Source organism: Streptomyces sp. NRRL S-87 (assembly GCF_000719335.1).
Lineage (GTDB): Bacteria > Actinomycetota > Actinomycetes > Streptomycetales > Streptomycetaceae > Streptomyces.
Genome location: NZ_JOGB01000080.1, coordinates 1 through 15,193, shown reverse-complemented (window position 1 = coordinate 15,193; position 15,193 = coordinate 1). Strand labels below are relative to the sequence as shown.

General features: G+C 74.2%; 17 protein-coding genes. 13 read left to right on the top strand and 4 right to left on the bottom strand.

The window, feature by feature from the left end:
- The first annotated feature begins 11 nt into the window (after positions 1-11).
- The gene (locus IF43_RS0132630; protein ID WP_030209418.1) at positions 12-818 is read left to right on the top strand and encodes an ABC transporter permease; all 807 of its coding nucleotides are present in this window, start codon (positions 12-14) and stop codon (positions 816-818) included.
- Positions 819-1,145: 327 nt separating this feature from the next.
- Positions 1,146-1,865, top strand: coding sequence for a hypothetical protein (locus IF43_RS0132625; protein WP_199922820.1), 720 nt, complete (start codon positions 1,146-1,148; stop codon positions 1,863-1,865).
- 276 nt (positions 1,866-2,141) lie between these two features.
- Here the strand turns inward: IF43_RS0132625 and ybaK are convergent, their stop codons facing one another.
- The 3 genes from ybaK to IF43_RS0132610 form a co-directional block, all read right to left on the bottom strand.
- Positions 2,142-2,648 (bottom strand): Cys-tRNA(Pro) deacylase, encoded by a 507-nt coding sequence (gene ybaK / locus IF43_RS0132620; protein WP_030209412.1) that lies wholly within the window; start codon positions 2,646-2,648, stop codon positions 2,142-2,144.
- A gap of 13 nt (positions 2,649-2,661) precedes the next feature.
- On the bottom strand, positions 2,662-3,402 hold the full coding sequence (locus tag IF43_RS0132615; RefSeq protein WP_030209410.1) for an LON peptidase substrate-binding domain-containing protein: 741 nt from the start codon (positions 3,400-3,402) through the stop codon (positions 2,662-2,664).
- 132 nt (positions 3,403-3,534) lie between these two features.
- Positions 3,535-5,064, bottom strand: a complete 1,530-nt coding sequence (locus IF43_RS0132610; protein WP_051796646.1) for a hypothetical protein — start codon at positions 5,062-5,064, stop codon at positions 3,535-3,537.
- Between the two features lie 519 nt (positions 5,065-5,583).
- Here IF43_RS0132610 and hisD point away from each other — a divergent pair.
- Genes hisD through hisF form a run of 8 tightly spaced genes read left to right on the top strand, consistent with a single transcriptional unit; the run spans position 5,584 to position 11,345 of the window.
- Complete coding sequence (gene hisD / locus IF43_RS0132605; RefSeq protein ID WP_030209401.1) at positions 5,584-6,906, top strand: histidinol dehydrogenase; 1,323 nt, start codon at positions 5,584-5,586, stop codon at positions 6,904-6,906.
- Entirely contained in the window at positions 6,903-8,024 is a 1,122-nt protein-coding gene (locus tag IF43_RS0132600) for a histidinol-phosphate transaminase (RefSeq protein WP_030209398.1), read from the top strand. The genes hisD and IF43_RS0132600 overlap by 4 nt, the downstream gene beginning before the upstream one ends.
- Complete coding sequence (hisB, locus tag IF43_RS0132595; protein ID WP_030209395.1) at positions 8,021-8,614, top strand: imidazoleglycerol-phosphate dehydratase HisB; 594 nt, start codon at positions 8,021-8,023, stop codon at positions 8,612-8,614. Before IF43_RS0132600 ends, hisB begins: the two co-directional genes overlap by 4 nt.
- Positions 8,615-8,625: 11 nt before the next feature.
- Positions 8,626-8,784 (top strand): hypothetical protein, encoded by a 159-nt coding sequence (locus IF43_RS42275; RefSeq protein ID WP_199922821.1) that lies wholly within the window; start codon positions 8,626-8,628, stop codon positions 8,782-8,784.
- Entirely contained in the window at positions 8,781-9,431 is a 651-nt protein-coding gene (gene hisH, locus IF43_RS0132585; protein WP_030209393.1) for an imidazole glycerol phosphate synthase subunit HisH, read from the top strand. Before IF43_RS42275 ends, hisH begins: the two co-directional genes overlap by 4 nt.
- Positions 9,432-9,454: 23 nt before the next feature.
- Positions 9,455-10,192 carry a bifunctional 1-(5-phosphoribosyl)-5-((5-phosphoribosylamino)methylideneamino)imidazole-4-carboxamide isomerase/phosphoribosylanthranilate isomerase PriA gene (priA, locus tag IF43_RS0132580; RefSeq protein WP_030209389.1) on the top strand — a complete coding sequence of 246 codons (738 nt, stop codon included), beginning with the start codon at positions 9,455-9,457 and terminating at the stop codon, positions 10,190-10,192.
- Positions 10,189-10,593, top strand: a complete 405-nt coding sequence (locus tag IF43_RS0132575; RefSeq protein ID WP_030209386.1) for a RidA family protein — start codon at positions 10,189-10,191, stop codon at positions 10,591-10,593. The genes priA and IF43_RS0132575 overlap by 4 nt, the downstream gene beginning before the upstream one ends.
- On the top strand, positions 10,590-11,345 hold the full coding sequence (gene hisF / locus IF43_RS0132570) for an imidazole glycerol phosphate synthase subunit HisF (RefSeq protein ID WP_030209384.1): 756 nt from the start codon (positions 10,590-10,592) through the stop codon (positions 11,343-11,345). Before IF43_RS0132575 ends, hisF begins: the two co-directional genes overlap by 4 nt.
- Before the next feature lie 124 nt (positions 11,346-11,469).
- Here the strand turns inward: hisF and IF43_RS0132565 are convergent, their stop codons facing one another.
- Positions 11,470-12,102, bottom strand: a complete 633-nt coding sequence (locus tag IF43_RS0132565) for a TIGR03085 family metal-binding protein (protein ID WP_030209381.1) — start codon at positions 12,100-12,102, stop codon at positions 11,470-11,472.
- A gap of 222 nt (positions 12,103-12,324) precedes the next feature.
- Between IF43_RS0132565 and hisI the strand changes: the two genes are divergently transcribed.
- The 3 genes from hisI to IF43_RS0132550 all read left to right on the top strand — a co-directional run bounded on the left by hisI (position 12,325) and on the right by IF43_RS0132550 (position 14,973).
- Complete coding sequence (gene hisI / locus IF43_RS0132560; RefSeq protein WP_030209379.1) at positions 12,325-12,699, top strand: phosphoribosyl-AMP cyclohydrolase; 375 nt, start codon at positions 12,325-12,327, stop codon at positions 12,697-12,699.
- A 17-nt stretch (positions 12,700-12,716) separates the two neighbouring features.
- A complete protein-coding gene (locus tag IF43_RS0132555; protein WP_030209378.1) occupies positions 12,717-14,201 on the top strand; it encodes an anthranilate synthase component I in 1,485 nt (494 codons plus the stop codon).
- 130 nt (positions 14,202-14,331) lie between these two features.
- Positions 14,332-14,973 (top strand): TIGR02234 family membrane protein, encoded by a 642-nt coding sequence (locus tag IF43_RS0132550; RefSeq protein WP_030209377.1) that lies wholly within the window; start codon positions 14,332-14,334, stop codon positions 14,971-14,973.
- Positions 14,974-15,193: the final 220 nt, after the last annotated feature.

Below are 15,193 nucleotides of genomic sequence, written 5' to 3'. Positions count from 1 at the left end.
TGGAGGCGGCAGTGGCGGAAGCCGCACCGCTGGCCGCACCGCTGGCCGCACCGCTGGCCGCACCGCTGGCCCCCAGGGCGCGGCTGTGGCCCGCGCTCGCGGCCGTGTACCGGGCCCAGCTGTCGCGGGCCCGGGTGGCGCGTATCCCGCTGCTCTTCGTGGCGACGTTCCAGTCCGTCGGCATCATGATCCTCATGCGCGGCGTGGTCGACGGCGGCGGGTCAACCGAGGCGCAGGCCGTGGTGGCCGGCTCGTCGGTGCTGGTCGTGGCCTTCGTCGCACTCAACCTCCTCGCCCAGTACTTCGGCCAGCTGCGCGCCGGCGGTGGCCTCGACCACTACGCCACGCTGCCGGTGCCGCCCGCCTCGGTGGTGCTCGGCGCGGCCGCGGCGTACGCCTCCTTCACCGTGCCCGGCACCTTCGTCACGGCGGTCTTCGGCTGCCTGCTGTTCGGGCTGCCGATGAGCGGGCTGTGGGTGCTGTTGGCGGTCGTCCCGCTGGCCGGGGCTGCCCTGTCCGGGCTCGGCGCGGCCCTGGGGCTGCTGGCTCCGCGGCAGGAGCTGGCCACCCTCGCCGGGCAGCTCGGCATGTCGGCGGCGCTGCTGCTCGGCGTGCTGCCGCCGGAGCGGATGCCGGACGTGATCGTGTGGGCGCGGGGCCTGCTGCCGTCCACGTACGGGGTCGAGGCGTTCGCCCGTACGTTCGCCCCGCATCCCGACTGGCCGGTGGTCGCCCTCGACCTGGCCGTCTGCGCCGGGGTCGGCGTCGTCTCGCTGGCCGCGGCCACCTGGGCCTACCGGCGCGCGGCGGTCCGCTGACCGCGTGCCGGGGGCGGTGGCTGCGGCTGGGGTGGCGGCTGCGGTGGCGGGTGGGTGTCGGCGGTGGTGGGTGGATGGCTGTCTGCTGTCTGCTGTCTGCTGTCTGCTGTCTGCTGTCTGCTGTCTGCTGTCAGCCGTCCGCTGTACCCCGCCGCCTGCCGTGCGGTGTGGTGCGCCGATCCGCCGCCGGTTCGGGCGGGCCGCTGGTCGGTGCGCGGCGGTGGGGTGGCCTGGACCGGGCTCTGCGGAGTGCTGGGGTGGGCCGTGGTCGCGGCCCGGGGACACTCCGGCGGCGCGGGGCGGCGGACCACCTGGCACGATGTCTGGGTGACCGAAGCCAACACCGCTCCCGTGACCCCCGCGCCGCACGACGGGGACCCCGAGTCCTCCCTCGCCCAGGACCTCAAGGACGGGGCGGCGGTCATGCTGGCCGTCACCGTCGCGGGCGTCGTGCTGGCACTGCTGTGGGTCTGGCTCGCGCCGCGCGTGCAGTACGTCTCGAACGGCGAGGCCGTGTTCCTCTCGGACACCGAGAACGAGGGTCGGGCCGGGGCCGACGGAACCTTCTTCCTGATCTCGCTGGGGCTGGGCCTGCTGTCCGGCCTGGCCGCCTTCCTGTTCCGCCGGCGCGGCGGGGCCGCAGTGGTGGTGGGCCTGGCCTTCGGATCCCTGCTCGCCGCGCTGCTCGGCTGGCGGCTCGGGGTGTGGCTCGGGCCGACGCGCGACGTGATCGCGGCGGCGAGGGCGGCGGGCAAGGGCGTGCCGTTCGACGCACCGCTGCAGTTGTTGGCCTTCGGGGTGGTGCTGGTGTGGCCGATGGCGGCCGTCGCCACCCACCTGGGCTGCGTGGCCCTGTGGGGACCGCGCGACCCGGCGCCCGAGTGGGAGTCCGGTGCGTACCCGCCGCCCCACGTCCACGCCGCTCCGTCCGACGCCGCTCCGTCAGACGCCGCCGGGGCTGACCGCCACGCCCCCCGCGACACGGCTCGCTCCGATGCGATGCCCCGGCACGCCGTCCCCGGCGACCAGCAGCCGCCGGTCCTCTGACCCCTGAGCCGGGTGGGGCCTGACCGCAGGCCCTGCGGCAGGCCCACCCCGAGGGCTTTGGGGCTTCGCCCTGGCCTTCGGCCACCCTCGGCCCGGGCCTGCCTCCGGTCCAGCCTGCCACCCCAGTCAAGCGCCTCCCCCACACACCACGGGGCGGCACTCTCGTGAGGCGGTGACCCGGGTCGCGGCGGCAGGCCCGTGAGGCAGCGCCTGGGGTGGCTCTGGACTCCCGTGAGGGGCTCCCGCAGCGCCCCTCCCGTGCGCCGGCCCGAAGGGTCAGGGGCGGGCGATGGGTGCCAGCGTGGCGTCGGTGAGGGTGGCCAGGTCGGTGGGGGCCAGTTCGACCTCCAGGCCGCGGCGGCCGGCCGAGACGCAGATCGTGGCGTGGCCGGAGGCGGAGGTGTCGAGGACCGTGGGGAGGCGGCGGCGCTGCCCCAGGGGGGAGATGCCGCCGCGGACGTAACCGGAGGACCGCTCCGCCGCGGCCGGGTCGGCCATGACCGCCCGCTTCGCCCCCACCGCGGCCGCCAGGGCCTTGAGGTCGAGGGAGCCCGCGACCGGCACCACCGCGACCGTCAGGGCGCCGTCGACCTCCGCGACCAGGGTCTTGAAGACCCGGTCCGGGGACACCCCCATGGCCGCCGCGGCCTCCTCGCCGTACGAGGTCACGGCGGGGTCGTGCTCGTACGCGTGCACCGTGAACGGCACGCCCGCGCCCGTCAGGGCCACCGTGGCCGGGGTGCCCCCGGGCCCGCCGGCGTTCTGCTTCGCCTTCTTCGCCATCCCTCGGAACCCCTCAGTTCGGGCTCGTGGGAGCCCGCGTCAGCTCGACCGCCGGCAGCGACGGCAGGTGCCGGATCACCGCGGTCTCCGCACGCAGCAGCTTCAGCTCCTCCGACAGCCGCGTCGCCGTGTCCGGCGCCTGCAGCAGCCGCTGCTTGGCCGGGATGTCCAGCACGGCGGCCGCCGCGACCAGGTACGAGACCACGGACGGCTCGTCCGGCAGCTCCGCCGCCGTCGCCAGCGACCGCTCGCGCGCCCCGGCCAGCCGCTTCTGGTACGCGCGGAACGCCCGCAGCACGCCCTCCGCCAGCGCCCCCGCGCCCTCGCCCGGGTCCTCCGGCAGCTCCTCCAGCTCCGCCGTCAGGAACGGACCGCTCGCGTCCACCGACACCAGCCGCACCCGCGTCGTGCCGGTGGCCAGTACCTCGAAGCTGCCGTCCGACCGCTCCCGGATCGTGGCCGCGTCGGCGATGCAGCCCACCCGGTGGAAGGCCTGGATCGGGTCGGGCCCGAAGCCCGCTGCCGGGCCCTTCTCGGGCAGTGCGGTCGGATCGGGCATGCCCGGCGCGGTGGGGGCAACTTCGCGGCCGTCGCGGATGGCGACGACGGCGAACCGGCGCGGCTCGTCCTCGCCGTGCTTCAACAGCTCGCGCATCATGGCGCGATAGCGCTCCTCGAAGACGTTCAGGGGCAGGACGAGCCCCGGGAACAGCACCGAGTTCAGCGGGAAGAGCGGCAGGCGAACGGAGGTCACGACGGAAGCGTAATGGGCCCGACGGCGCGCCGTGCCATCCCGGTCGGAACCATCGCCGGCACCCCCGTACGCGGACCCGGCCGCCCGGCGTCCCGCCACTGCTCCCGCTTCACACCCACCCCCGCCTGCCCATCAGCCCCGCCGGAGAAGTCGCGAGGCCCCCGCCGCGACGGTCGTCGCGAGGACCCAGCCCATCAGGATCAGGGCCGCGGCCACCCATTGCCAGACGCCCTCCAGCCTCCAGTACCCGTCCTGACCCAGGTCGACCACGGGCACCAGGAGGTCGAGGGAGTACAGCACCGGGTTCCAGTCCGGGTGCTCGTCCGGCTTGATCGCGGGCGGCTGATGGCCGGAAAACGCCACCGCCCCGGCCGCCCACAGCACCAGCATCCAGACCGCGGCCCGGCCCGGGCGGTAGCCGTAGGCCACCGTCCAGTCCTGCAGGACGCCCCACGCCTTGGCGGCCAGCGGCAGGGTCTCGCGCCGCCTGCGCTGCTTGGCCAGCAGCACCTGCCGTGCGTCCGCGTCCTCGCCGCTGTTGCGCAGCACCGCGGCCAGCCGCTCGTACGGCTCCGGCGAGTACTCCGGGGTCGCCGCCTCGACCCACTCCAGGCGCCGCACCAGCGGGAAGTGGCCCCGCGGGGCGAGGATCTCGTACGAGAACCCCTCCATCGCGAACCCGCCGGGCCCGGGCCAGCTCATCGAGGTGTCCACCAGCTTGACCACCTTCGCGCCCGACAGCACCACCCGGCCCTGCTCCGGCCGCTCCCCGACGAACCGCAGCTCGGGGGTCTGGATGCGGCGCAGCGACACCTCCTGGTCGGAGGCGAGGGTGAAGCGGGCCCCGTAGAAGTCCACCGCGTCCCCGAACCGGCCGTCGTCCAGCCGCAGCCCGCCCCGGCAGTCGAAGCGCCGGACCCGCGCCCCGCGCGAGGGCGTCTGGCTGATCCCGTACGGGGGAGTGGAGCCGCTCTCGCCGTCCAGCGCGACGGCCGTGAGGTACAGGGTGCGCTCGACCGTCAGCTGCGGGGCGTTCAGCGCCCGGCGCCCGTAGGGGTTGCGCAGCTTCGCGCCGCGCAGGCTCATCGACACGCCGATCTTCGCGCCGCGCAGGCTGACCTCCCCGTACGCCTCCAGCATCTCGGCCTGGAAGTCCTGCGCGACCGACATGCCGTCGGCGGCGATCGCCCGGCCCTTGCGGTCGCGCTGCACCACCAGCTCGCTGATCAGCAGGTCGGTCCCGATCTGGGCGTCGGTCAGCCGGATCCCGCGGGCCACCCGGCAGCGCGGCAGGTGCAGGTCGCCCTCGGTGTGCAGGCGGGCGCCCTCGATCCGCGGGATGGCGCAGCGCACCAGCCGCAGGGTCGAGAAGCGCGCCTCGGGCAGCAGCAGCTCGCTGTCGAAGCGGCAGGACTGGATCTCGACGTACGGCTCGACGGTGCCGCCGGACAGGTCCAGGCGGCCGGTCACGCGGACACCGCGCAGCTTGAACGAGTTCACCCGGCCCGGTACCGGCGGGGGGCCGCTGAGCAGCAGCAGCGCTACGACCCAGGCCCGGACGCTGCGCTCGGGTCCCCACGGCCGGTCGGAGAACGGGTCGTCCACGTCCGCCGCGCGCGCCGACAGGTCGCAGACCGAGCCGGTGCGGAAGGCGCGCCACATGCGCAGCTCGGCTTCGGTGAGCTCCGGCGGCGCGCCCGCCTCCAGGTCCTCCGCCGACAGCCGGCCCGGCCCCACGCCCGCCCCCGGGTCCGGATCCGGACCCGGCGCGCCCGGGGCCTCCCACCGTCCCTCGGCACCCCGGGGCGCCGACGCGGGCGCCGGCGGCGGGGCGGGTGGCTGCGCCGGCCCCGAAGAGCGCGGCGGCGCGGGCGGCCGCCCGGGTCCCGAAGGACGCGGCGCCGCAGGTGGTGCCGGCGCAGGTGACGGCCCCGGTGCCGGGGCGGCCGGCGGCCCCCCGCCCGGGGCCCGCTGCTCCCGGGCCCGCTCCTGCTGCGGGACCCGCGGGTCCTCCTCGGCCCGTTCGGCCCTGGCGTGCTCCACGACGGCCTCCCCCTTCCCCCTCGTCCCCCGTCATCCCCCTCGTCTGCGCACCGTAGTCGCGGCCTGTGACACCCGGGGCGTGTATCAGCCAGTGATACGGACGTCCAGTGGCGGGAGCAGGTCTGAGAGAATCGGACTGTGATCTCTCGTATCGACCTGCGCGGCGACGCCCTCCCCGAGGGTGCCGCCCTGCGCGATCTGCTGCCCCGTGCCGAGTTCGACGTGGAAGCCGCCCTGGACAAGGTCCGGCCCATCTGCGAGGACGTGCATCATCGCGGCACCGCGGCGCTGATCGAGTACGCGCAGCGGTTCGACGGGGTCACGCTGGACCGCATCCGGGTCCCCGCGGAGGCCCTCCGCAAGGCCCTCGACGACCTCGACCCGGCCGTCCGCGCCGCGCTGGTGGAGTCCATCCGGCGCGCCCGCATCGTGCACGCCGAGCAGCGCCGCACCCCGCACACCACCCAGGTCGTCCCCGGCGGCACGGTCACCGAGAAGTGGGTGCCCGTCGAGCGCGTGGGCCTCTACGCGCCCGGCGGCCGGTCGGTGTACCCGTCGTCCGTGGTCATGAACGTGGTCCCGGCCCAGGAGGCGGGCGTCGAGTCCATCGCGCTCGCGTCCCCGCCGCAGGTGGAGTTCGGCGGCCTGCCGCACCCCACCATCCTGGCCGCCTGCGCGCTGCTCGGGGTCGACGAGGTGTACGCGGCCGGCGGCGCCCAGGCCGTCGCGATGTTCGCGTACGGCACCGAGGAGTGCGCCCCCGCGAACATGGTCACCGGCCCCGGCAACATCTGGGTCGCCGCGGCCAAGCGCTACTTCACCGGGAAGATCGGCATCGACACCGAGGCCGGCCCGACCGAGATCGCCGTCCTCGCCGACGCCACCGCCGACCCGGTGCACGTCGCCGCCGACCTGATCAGCCAGGCCGAGCACGACCCGCTGGCCGCCGCCGTCCTCGTCACCGACTCCGAGGAGCTCGCGGCCGCCGTCGAGCGCGAGCTGGAGCCGCAGGTCGCCGCCACCAAGCACGTCGAGGACCGGATCAGGCCCGCCCTCGCCGGCAAGCAGTCCGCCGTCGTGCTGGTGCGCGACCTGGAGGACGGCCTGAAGGTCGTCGACGCGTACGGCGCCGAGCACCTGGAGATCCAGACGGCCGACGCCGCCGCCCTGGCCGCCCGGGTCCGCAACGCCGGCGCGATCTTCGTCGGCCCCTGGGCCCCGGTCTCCCTCGGCGACTACTGCGCCGGCTCCAACCACGTCCTGCCCACGGGCGGCTGCGCCTGCCACTCCTCGGGCCTGTCCGTGCAGTCGTTCCTGCGCGGCATCCACATCGTCGACTACACGCGCGACGCGCTCGCCGAGGTCACCCACCACGTGGTCACCCTGGCCGAGGCCGAGGACCTGCCCGCGCACGGCGCCGCCCTGAAGGCGCGCTTCGGATGGAAGGTTCCCGACGCATGACCTCGTACGACACGGTCGGCATCGACGACCTGCCCATCCGCGACGAGCTCCGCGGCAAGTCGCCGTACGGCGCCCCCCAGCTCGACGTCCCCGTCCAGCTGAACACCAACGAGAACCCGTACGAGCTCCCCGAGCCCCTGGTCCGCCGGATCGCCGAGCGGGTCGCCGAGGCCGCCCGCACCCTCAACCGCTACCCCGACCGGGACGCGGTCGAGCTGCGCACCGAGCTCGCGAAGTACCTCACCCGCACCGGCAAGCACCCGGTCGGCAAGGAGAACGTCTGGGCCGCCAACGGCTCCAACGAGGTGATCCAGCAGCTCCTGCAGACCTTCGGCGGACCCGGCCGCACCGCGATCGGCTTCGAGCCCTCGTACTCGATGCACGCCCTGATCGCCCGCGGCACCGGCACCGGCTGGATCTCCGGCCCGCGCCGCGAGGACTTCACCATCGACGTGGACGCCGCCCGCGAGGCCATCGCGGCGAACGCCCCCGACGTCGTGTTCATCACCTCCCCCAACAACCCCACCGGCACCGCGGTCGAGGCCGACACCGTCCTCGCCCTCTACGAGGCGGCCCAGGCCGCCAAGCCCTCGCTGGTGATCGTGGACGAGGCGTACGTCGAGTTCAGCCACCGGGACTCGCTGCTGCCCCTCCTCGCGGGCCGCCCGAACCTGGTGGTCTCGCGCACCATGTCCAAGGCCTTCGGGGCCGCCGGCCTGCGCCTGGGCTACCTCGCCGCGCACCCCGCCGTCGTCGACGCCGTCCAGCTGGTGCGCCTGCCGTACCACCTGTCGGCCGTCACCCAGGCCACCGCGCTGGCGGCCCTGGAGCACACCGACACGCTGCTCGGCTACGTCGAGCAGCTCAAGGCCGAGCGGGACCGCCTGGTCGACGAGCTCCGCGCCATGGGCTACGCAGTCACCGAGTCGGACGCGAACTTCGTGCAGTTCGGGACGTTCGACGACTCCCACACCGCCTGGCAGCAGATCCTCGACCGGGGCGTCCTGGTCCGGGACAACGGAGTACCCGGGTGGCTGCGGGTCACCGCCGGCACCCCGGCCGAGAACGACGCGTTCCTGGAAGCGGTTCGCGCACTGAAGAAGGAGCAGCAGGCATGAGCCGCATCGGACGGGTGGAGCGCACCACCAAGGAGACTTCGGTCCTGGTCGAGATAGACCTCGACGGCACCGGCAAGGTCGACGTGTCGACGGGCGTGGGCTTCTACGACCACATGCTCGACCAGCTCGGCCGCCACGGCCTGTTCGACCTCACCGTCAAGACCGACGGCGACCTGCACATCGACTCGCACCACACCATCGAGGACACCGCCCTCGCGCTCGGTGCCGCCTTCAAGCAGGCCCTCGGCGACAAGGTCGGCATCTACCGCTTCGGCAACTGCACCGTGCCGCTGGACGAGTCCCTCGCCCAGGTCACCGTCGACCTCTCCGGCCGCCCGTACCTCGTGCACACCGAGCCCGAGAACATGGCGCCGATGATCGGTGCGTACGACACCACCATGACCCGGCACATCCTGGAGTCCTTCGTGGCCCAGGCGCAGATCGCCCTGCACGTGCACGTGCCGTACGGCCGCAACGCCCACCACATCGTGGAGTGCCAGTTCAAGGCCCTCGCCCGCGCCCTGCGCTACGCCTCCGAGCGCGACCCGCGCGCGGCCGGCATCCTGCCCTCGACGAAGGGCGCCCTCTAACCGTGAACGGCTTGTCCACCGTCCTGATCCTCGTCGGCCTCTTCCTGGCCGGCGGGGTCTACTCCTTCCACAAGCAGCAGATGCCCAGGAGCGTCGTCGTGCTGCTCGCCATCGGCTCCGTGCTGGCCCTGGCCGCCGGAGTCCTGCGCATCGAGGGAATCTGGGAATGAGCGCAGCACAGACCGCCAAGAAGGTCGTCGTCTTCGACTACGGCTTCGGCAACGTCCGCTCTGCCGAGCGGGCGCTGGCCCGGGTCGGCGCCGACGTCGAGATCACCCGCGACTTCGACCGCGCCATGAACGCCGACGGACTCCTCGTCCCCGGCGTCGGCGCCTTCTCCGCCTGCATGCAGGGCCTCAAGCAGGCCCGCGGCGACTGGGTCATCGGCCGCCGGCTGTCCGGCGGCCGCCCCGTCATGGGCATCTGCGTCGGCATGCAGATCCTCTTCGAGAAGGGCATCGAGCACGGCGTGGAGACCGAGGGCCTCGACGAGTGGCCCGGTACGGTCGAACCGCTCGAGGCCCCGGTCGTGCCCCACATGGGCTGGAACACCGTAGACGCGGCCGCCGACAGCGAGCTGTTCGCCGGCCTGGACGCCGACGCCCGGTACTACTTCGTGCACTCGTACGGCGTACGCGAGTGGAACCTGGAGCTCCACAACCCCCGGATCTCGCCCCCCAAGGTCACCTGGGCCACCCACGGCGAGCCGTTCGTGGCGGCCGTGGAGAACGGCGCACTGTGGGCCACGCAGTTCCACCCCGAGAAGTCGGGCGACGCCGGAGCACAGCTCCTCACCAACTGGATCGGTACCCTCTGATGGACGAGAAGAAGGCCGCAGCCGTGAAGCAGCTCGAACTCCTCCCCGCCGTCGACGTCCGCGACGGCCAGGCCGTCCGCCTCGTCCACGGCGAGTCCGGCACGGAGACCTCGTACGGCTCCCCGCTCCAGGCGGCCCTCGCCTGGCAGGCCGCCGGCGCCGAATGGCTGCACCTCGTCGACCTCGACGCCGCCTTCGGCACCGGTGACAACCGCGACCTGGTCGCCGAGATCACCCGCGCCATGGACATCAAGGTCGAGCTCTCCGGAGGCATCCGCGACGACGCCTCCCTCGCCAAGGCCCTGGCCACCGGCTGCACGCGTGTCAACCTCGGCACCGCCGCCCTGGAGGCCCCCGAGTGGGTCGCCAAGGTCATCGCCGAGCACGGTGACAAGATCGCCGTCGGCCTCGACGTGCGCGGCACCACCCTCAAGGGCCGCGGCTGGACCAGCGACGGCGGCGACCTGTACGAGACCCTCGCCCGCCTCGACTCCGAGGGCTGCGCCCGGTACGTCGTCACCGACATCGCCAAGGACGGCACGCTCACCGGCCCCAACCTGGAGCTGCTGCGCAACGTGTGCGCCGCCACCGACAAGCCGGTGGTCGCCTCCGGCGGCGTCTCCTCGCTCGCCGACCTGCGCGCCATCGCCGAGCTCGTCCCGCTCGGCGTCGAGGGCTCCATCGTCGGAAAGGCCCTGTACGCCAAGGCCTTCACGCTCGAGGAGGCCCTCGCCGCGGTCGCGGAGGCGGTCGCCTCATGAGCGGCGTCCGGCACGTGCAGAGCGGCAGCCCCTGGGAGGAGGTCTTCGGCTTCGCGCGCGCCGTCGCGGCCGGGGACCGCGTCCTCGTCGGGGGCACCACGTCCTTCAAGGGCCCGGTGCTGCACGGCGAGGGCGACCCGTACGAGCAGGCCAAGGTCGCCTTCGGCACCGCCTTCGAGGCGCTGGCGGAGTTCGGCCTCGGGCCGAAGGACGTCGTCCGTACCCGTCTGTACCTGACCCACGTGCGCGACATCGACGAGGTCGGCCGGGCCCACAAGGAGCTGTTCGACTCCGTCCGGCCGGTCTGCACCCTCATGGTCGTCGAGGGCTTCGTCGACCCGCGCATCCTGGTCGAAGTAGAGGTAGAGGCCCTCCGGGGCCCCGAAGGAGCACCGTCATGACGCTGGCCGTACGGGTCATCCCCTGCCTGGACGTGGACAACGGCCGGGTCGTCAAGGGCGTCAACTTCCAGAACCTGCGCGACGCGGGCGACCCCGTCGAGATGGCCAAGCTCTACGACGCCGAGGGCGCCGACGAGCTGACCTTCCTCGACATCACCGCCTCCTCCGGCAACCGCGAGACCACCTACGACGTGGTGCGCCGCACCGCCGAGCAGGTCTTCATCCCGCTGACGGTCGGAGGCGGCGTGCGCACCGCCGAGGACGTGGACAAGCTGCTGCGCGCCGGCGCCGACAAGGTCGGCGTCAACACCGCGGCCATCGCCCGCCCCGAGCTCATCCAGGAGATCGCGGAACGGTTCGGCCGCCAGGTGCTGGTGCTCTCGGTCGACGCCCGCCGCACGGCCGGCGGCTCCTTCGAGGTCACCACGCACGGCGGCCGCCAGGGCACCGGCATGGACGCCGTCGAGTGGGCGCACCGGGCGGCCGAGCTGGGCGCCGGCGAGATCCTGCTCAACTCGATGGACGCCGACGGCACCAAGGACGGCTACGACATCGAGATGATCGCGGCGGTGCGCAAGCACGTCACCGTCCCGGTGATCGCCTCCGGAGGCGCGGGCAAGCTGGCGGACTTCCCGCCGGCCGTCGCGGCGGGCGCCGACGCGGTCCTGGCCGCGTCCGTGTTCCACTTCGGCGACCTGCGGATCTCCCAGGTCAAGGACGCCCTGCGGACGGCCGGCCACCCGGTCCGCTGAGTTCCGGGGACGCGCGAGGCCCCGGCCCCTGAGGGCCGGGGCCTCGCGCGTCTTGCCGGACCCCGGGATGGAACGGGCGGGCCCTCACCGCCGCCCGCACCCCGCGTGCGGCGGCGTGGACCGCTCAGATGCCCAGCTGGGCCTGGGTGAGGCGGGCGACGGCGGTCTTGTCGCCGTCCAGCTCCACGTGCGCCGCCTCCTGCCGCCCGAAGCAGAACAGCGTCAGCTCGCCCGGCTCACCGGTGACGGTGACGACCGGCGTGCCCTTGTGGGCCACCGCCGTCTGCCCGTTCGGGCGGCGCAGGACCAGGCCCACCGGGGACTTCCGCCCCGTCAGCCGGGCGAGCTTCTCCAGGCGCGCCCACAGCGAGTCCGAGAACACCGGGTCCAGCTCCCGCGGGCTCCAGTCCGGCTGCGCCCGCCGCACGTCCTCGGCGTGCACGTAGAACTCCACCGCGTTCGCGGCCTCGTCGACCGGCTTCAGCGCGTACACCGACAACCTCGGCGGACCCGTCCTGATGAGCTGGAGCAGCTCCTCGTACGGCTTCGCGGCGTACTCCGCCATCGCCTGGTCCAGCCGCGCCTTCAGCACGTTCAGCAGCAGGCCGCCCGCCGCGTCCGGGCGCCGCTCGCGCACCACCACGTGCGCGGCCAGGTCCCGGGTCCGCCAGCCCTCGCACAGGGTCGGCGCATCCGGTCCGGCCTGCTCCAACAGATCGGCCAGCAGTAGTCGTTCACGCTTCGCATGGGTAGACATGGCGGCCAGCCTAGGCGGTCCCCCTCCTCGGCGTAGCCGCAGTCGTCCGCCCGCGCGGCCGGGTCTCATGCCGACGGCGGAGCCGTGGTGGTCACGGCGAAGCGCACCTGCAGGAAGCCGGCGCCCCCCTACGGGGCCGCACGGGCGGCGCGGCCGCTCCCGCACCTGACCACCAGTCGGACGACGGCGGGACGGGCCCCCGCCAGGCGGCAGAATGGCCCCATGAGCACCCCCCGCGTGACCAGCGACCTCGATCCGGCCATCGCCGCCCGCCTCAAGAGGTCCGCCGACGGCCTCGTCCCCGCCATCGCCCAGCAGTACGACACCGGCGAGGTGCTGATGCTCGGCTGGATGGACGACGAGGCGCTGCACCGCACCCTGACCACGGGGCGGTGCACCTACTGGTCGCGCAGCCGGAACGAGTACTGGGTCAAGGGAGACACCTCCGGCCACGTCCAGCACGTGAAGTCCGTCGCGCTCGACTGCGACGCCGACACCGTCCTGGTCAAGGTCGACCAGGTGGGCGCCGCCTGCCACACCGGCGCCCGCACCTGCTTCGACGCCGACGTGCTGCCGCTGGCCGCCCCCGCAGAGTAGAGACAGGACCACCCGCCATGGATCTCGAGACGTTCCGCAAGCTGGCCGCCGACCGCCGCGTCATCCCCGTCACCCGCAAGCTGCTCGTCGACGGCGACACCCCGGTCGCCCTGTACCGCAAGCTCGCCGCCGAGCGCACGGGCACGTTCCTCCTGGAGTCCGCCGAGAACGGCCGCTCCTGGTCCCGCTACTCCTTCGTCGGCGTCCGCAGCTCCGCCACCCTCAGCGCCCGCGACGGCCAGGCCCACTGGACCGGGACCGCCCCCGTCGGCGTCCCCACCGCAGGCGACCCGCTGGAGGCCCTGCGCGCCACCGTCGAGGCCCTCCACACCCCCCGCGACCTCGCGCAGGGACTGCCGCCGTTCACCGGCGGCATGGTGGGCTACCTCGGCTACGACATCGTCCGCCGGTTGGAGCGCATCGGCGAGCACGGCCGCGACGACCTGCGGCTGCCCGAGCTGACCATGCTCCTCACCTCCGACCTCGCGGTCCTCGACCACTGGGACGGCACGGTCCTGCTGATCGCCAACGCGATCAACCACAACGACCTCGACACCGGCGTGGACGAGGCGTACGCCGACGCCGTCGCCCGCCTCGACGCCATGGAGGCGGACCTCGCCCGCCCCGCCCCCTACACCCCGGCGCCGCTGCCGGCCGCCGAGCTGCCCGAGTACTCGGCGCTGTGGGGCGGGCCGGCGTACCAGGAGGCCGTCGAGGACGTGAAGGAGCGGATCCGCGCCGGCGAGGCCTTCCAGGTCGTGCCCTCGCAGCGGTTCGAGACCCCCTGCCACGCCTCCGCGCTCGACGTCTACCGGGTGCTGCGCGCCACCAACCCGTCCCCGTACATGTACCTCTTCCGCTTCGAGGGCTTCGACGTCGTCGGCTCCAGCCCCGAGGCGCTGGTCAAGGTCGAGGACGGCCGCGCGATGGTCCACCCCATCGCCGGCACCCGGCACCGGGGCGCCACCCCGCAGGAGGACCAGGCCCTCGCCGAGGAGCTGCTGGCCGACCCCAAGGAGCGCGCCGAGCACCTCATGCTCGTCGACCTCGGCCGCAACGACCTGGGCCGGGTCTGCGAGCCGGGCTCCGTCGAGGTCGTCGACTTCATGTCGATCGAGCGGTACTCGCACGTCATGCACATCGTCTCCACCGTCACCGGCCAGGTGGCGGAGGGCCGGACCGCCTTCGACGTGCTCACCGCCTGCTTCCCGGCCGGCACCCTGTCCGGCGCCCCCAAGCCGCGCGCCATGCAGATCATCGAGGAGCTGGAGCCCTCGCGGCGCGGCCTGTACGGCGGCTGCGTCGGCTACCTCGACTTCGCCGGCGACTCCGACACCGCCATCGCCATCCGCACCGCCCTGCTGCGCGACGGCACGGCGTACGTCCAGGCCGGCGCGGGCGTCGTGGCCGACTCGGACCCGGTCGCCGAGGACACCGAGTGCCGCAACAAGGCCGCGGCCGTGCTGCGCGCGGTGGCCGCCGCCAACCGGCTGAGCCGCTGACCGCTGACCGCTGCCCACTGAGCGGCTGATCCGGCGGGCCCGGCCGGGACGCCGGACCGGGCCCGAGCCGGACGTCCCGGCCGGTGCGCCGGCCGAGCCCCCCGCCCGGCCGCGCGGGCGGTAGGGGATAGTGGGGTACGTGAGTGCCGTACCCCACCCCCGAACCGCCCCGCGCAGCACCCCGCCGAGCAGCCGCCGCAGCGTCGCCGTCGCCCTGCTCCTGGGTGCCCTCGGCGCCACCGTCGTCCTCCTCGCCTCCGGCCGGACCTGGGCCCGCGGTACGGCCGCGATCGGTGGCGGAACGCTCCCGCTGACCGCCGACGGCCAGACGGTCACCGGTGTCCCCGCGGCCCTGGCGATCGTGGGCCTGGCCGCCCTCGTGGCCGTGTTCGCGGTACGGGGCGCCGGCCGGGCCCTGGTCTCGGGGCTGTTGGCGCTCTCCGGAGCCGGGGCCGCGCTGGCGGCGTTCCTCGGCGCCTCCGACCGGTCCGCGCTGGACCACGAGGCCGCCCGGACCACCGCCGACACCGCCGCCACCGTCGCCGGGCTCACCCACACCGCCTGGCCGTACGTGACCGCGGCCGGCGCGGTGCTGATCCTGCTCGCGGGCCTGCTGGCGCTGCGCTACGGCCGCCACTGGCCGGCCATGGGCGGCCGCTACGAGCGCGACGGCGGCCCGCGCGGGCCCCGCAAGGCCCCGGTCGTGGACCCGGACCGTCCCGAGGACCTCTGGAAGGCCCTGGACCGCGGCGAGGACCCCACCGGCGCCTGATCCGTTCCCCGAGCCGTCCGCCCCACCGGCGCCTGATCCGTTCACGAGCCGTCCGCCGCCCGGCCCCCGTCACGGGCCCGGGTCACCACCTCACCCGGGTCACCACCTCAAGGGAGCAGGTCGTCCCGTGGTGTGTGGGGGAGCCTCTTGAGGCGTCATGGCAGGCTGGTCCGGAGGCAGGCCCGGGCCTGGGGTGGCCGCAGGCCAGGGCGAAGCCCCA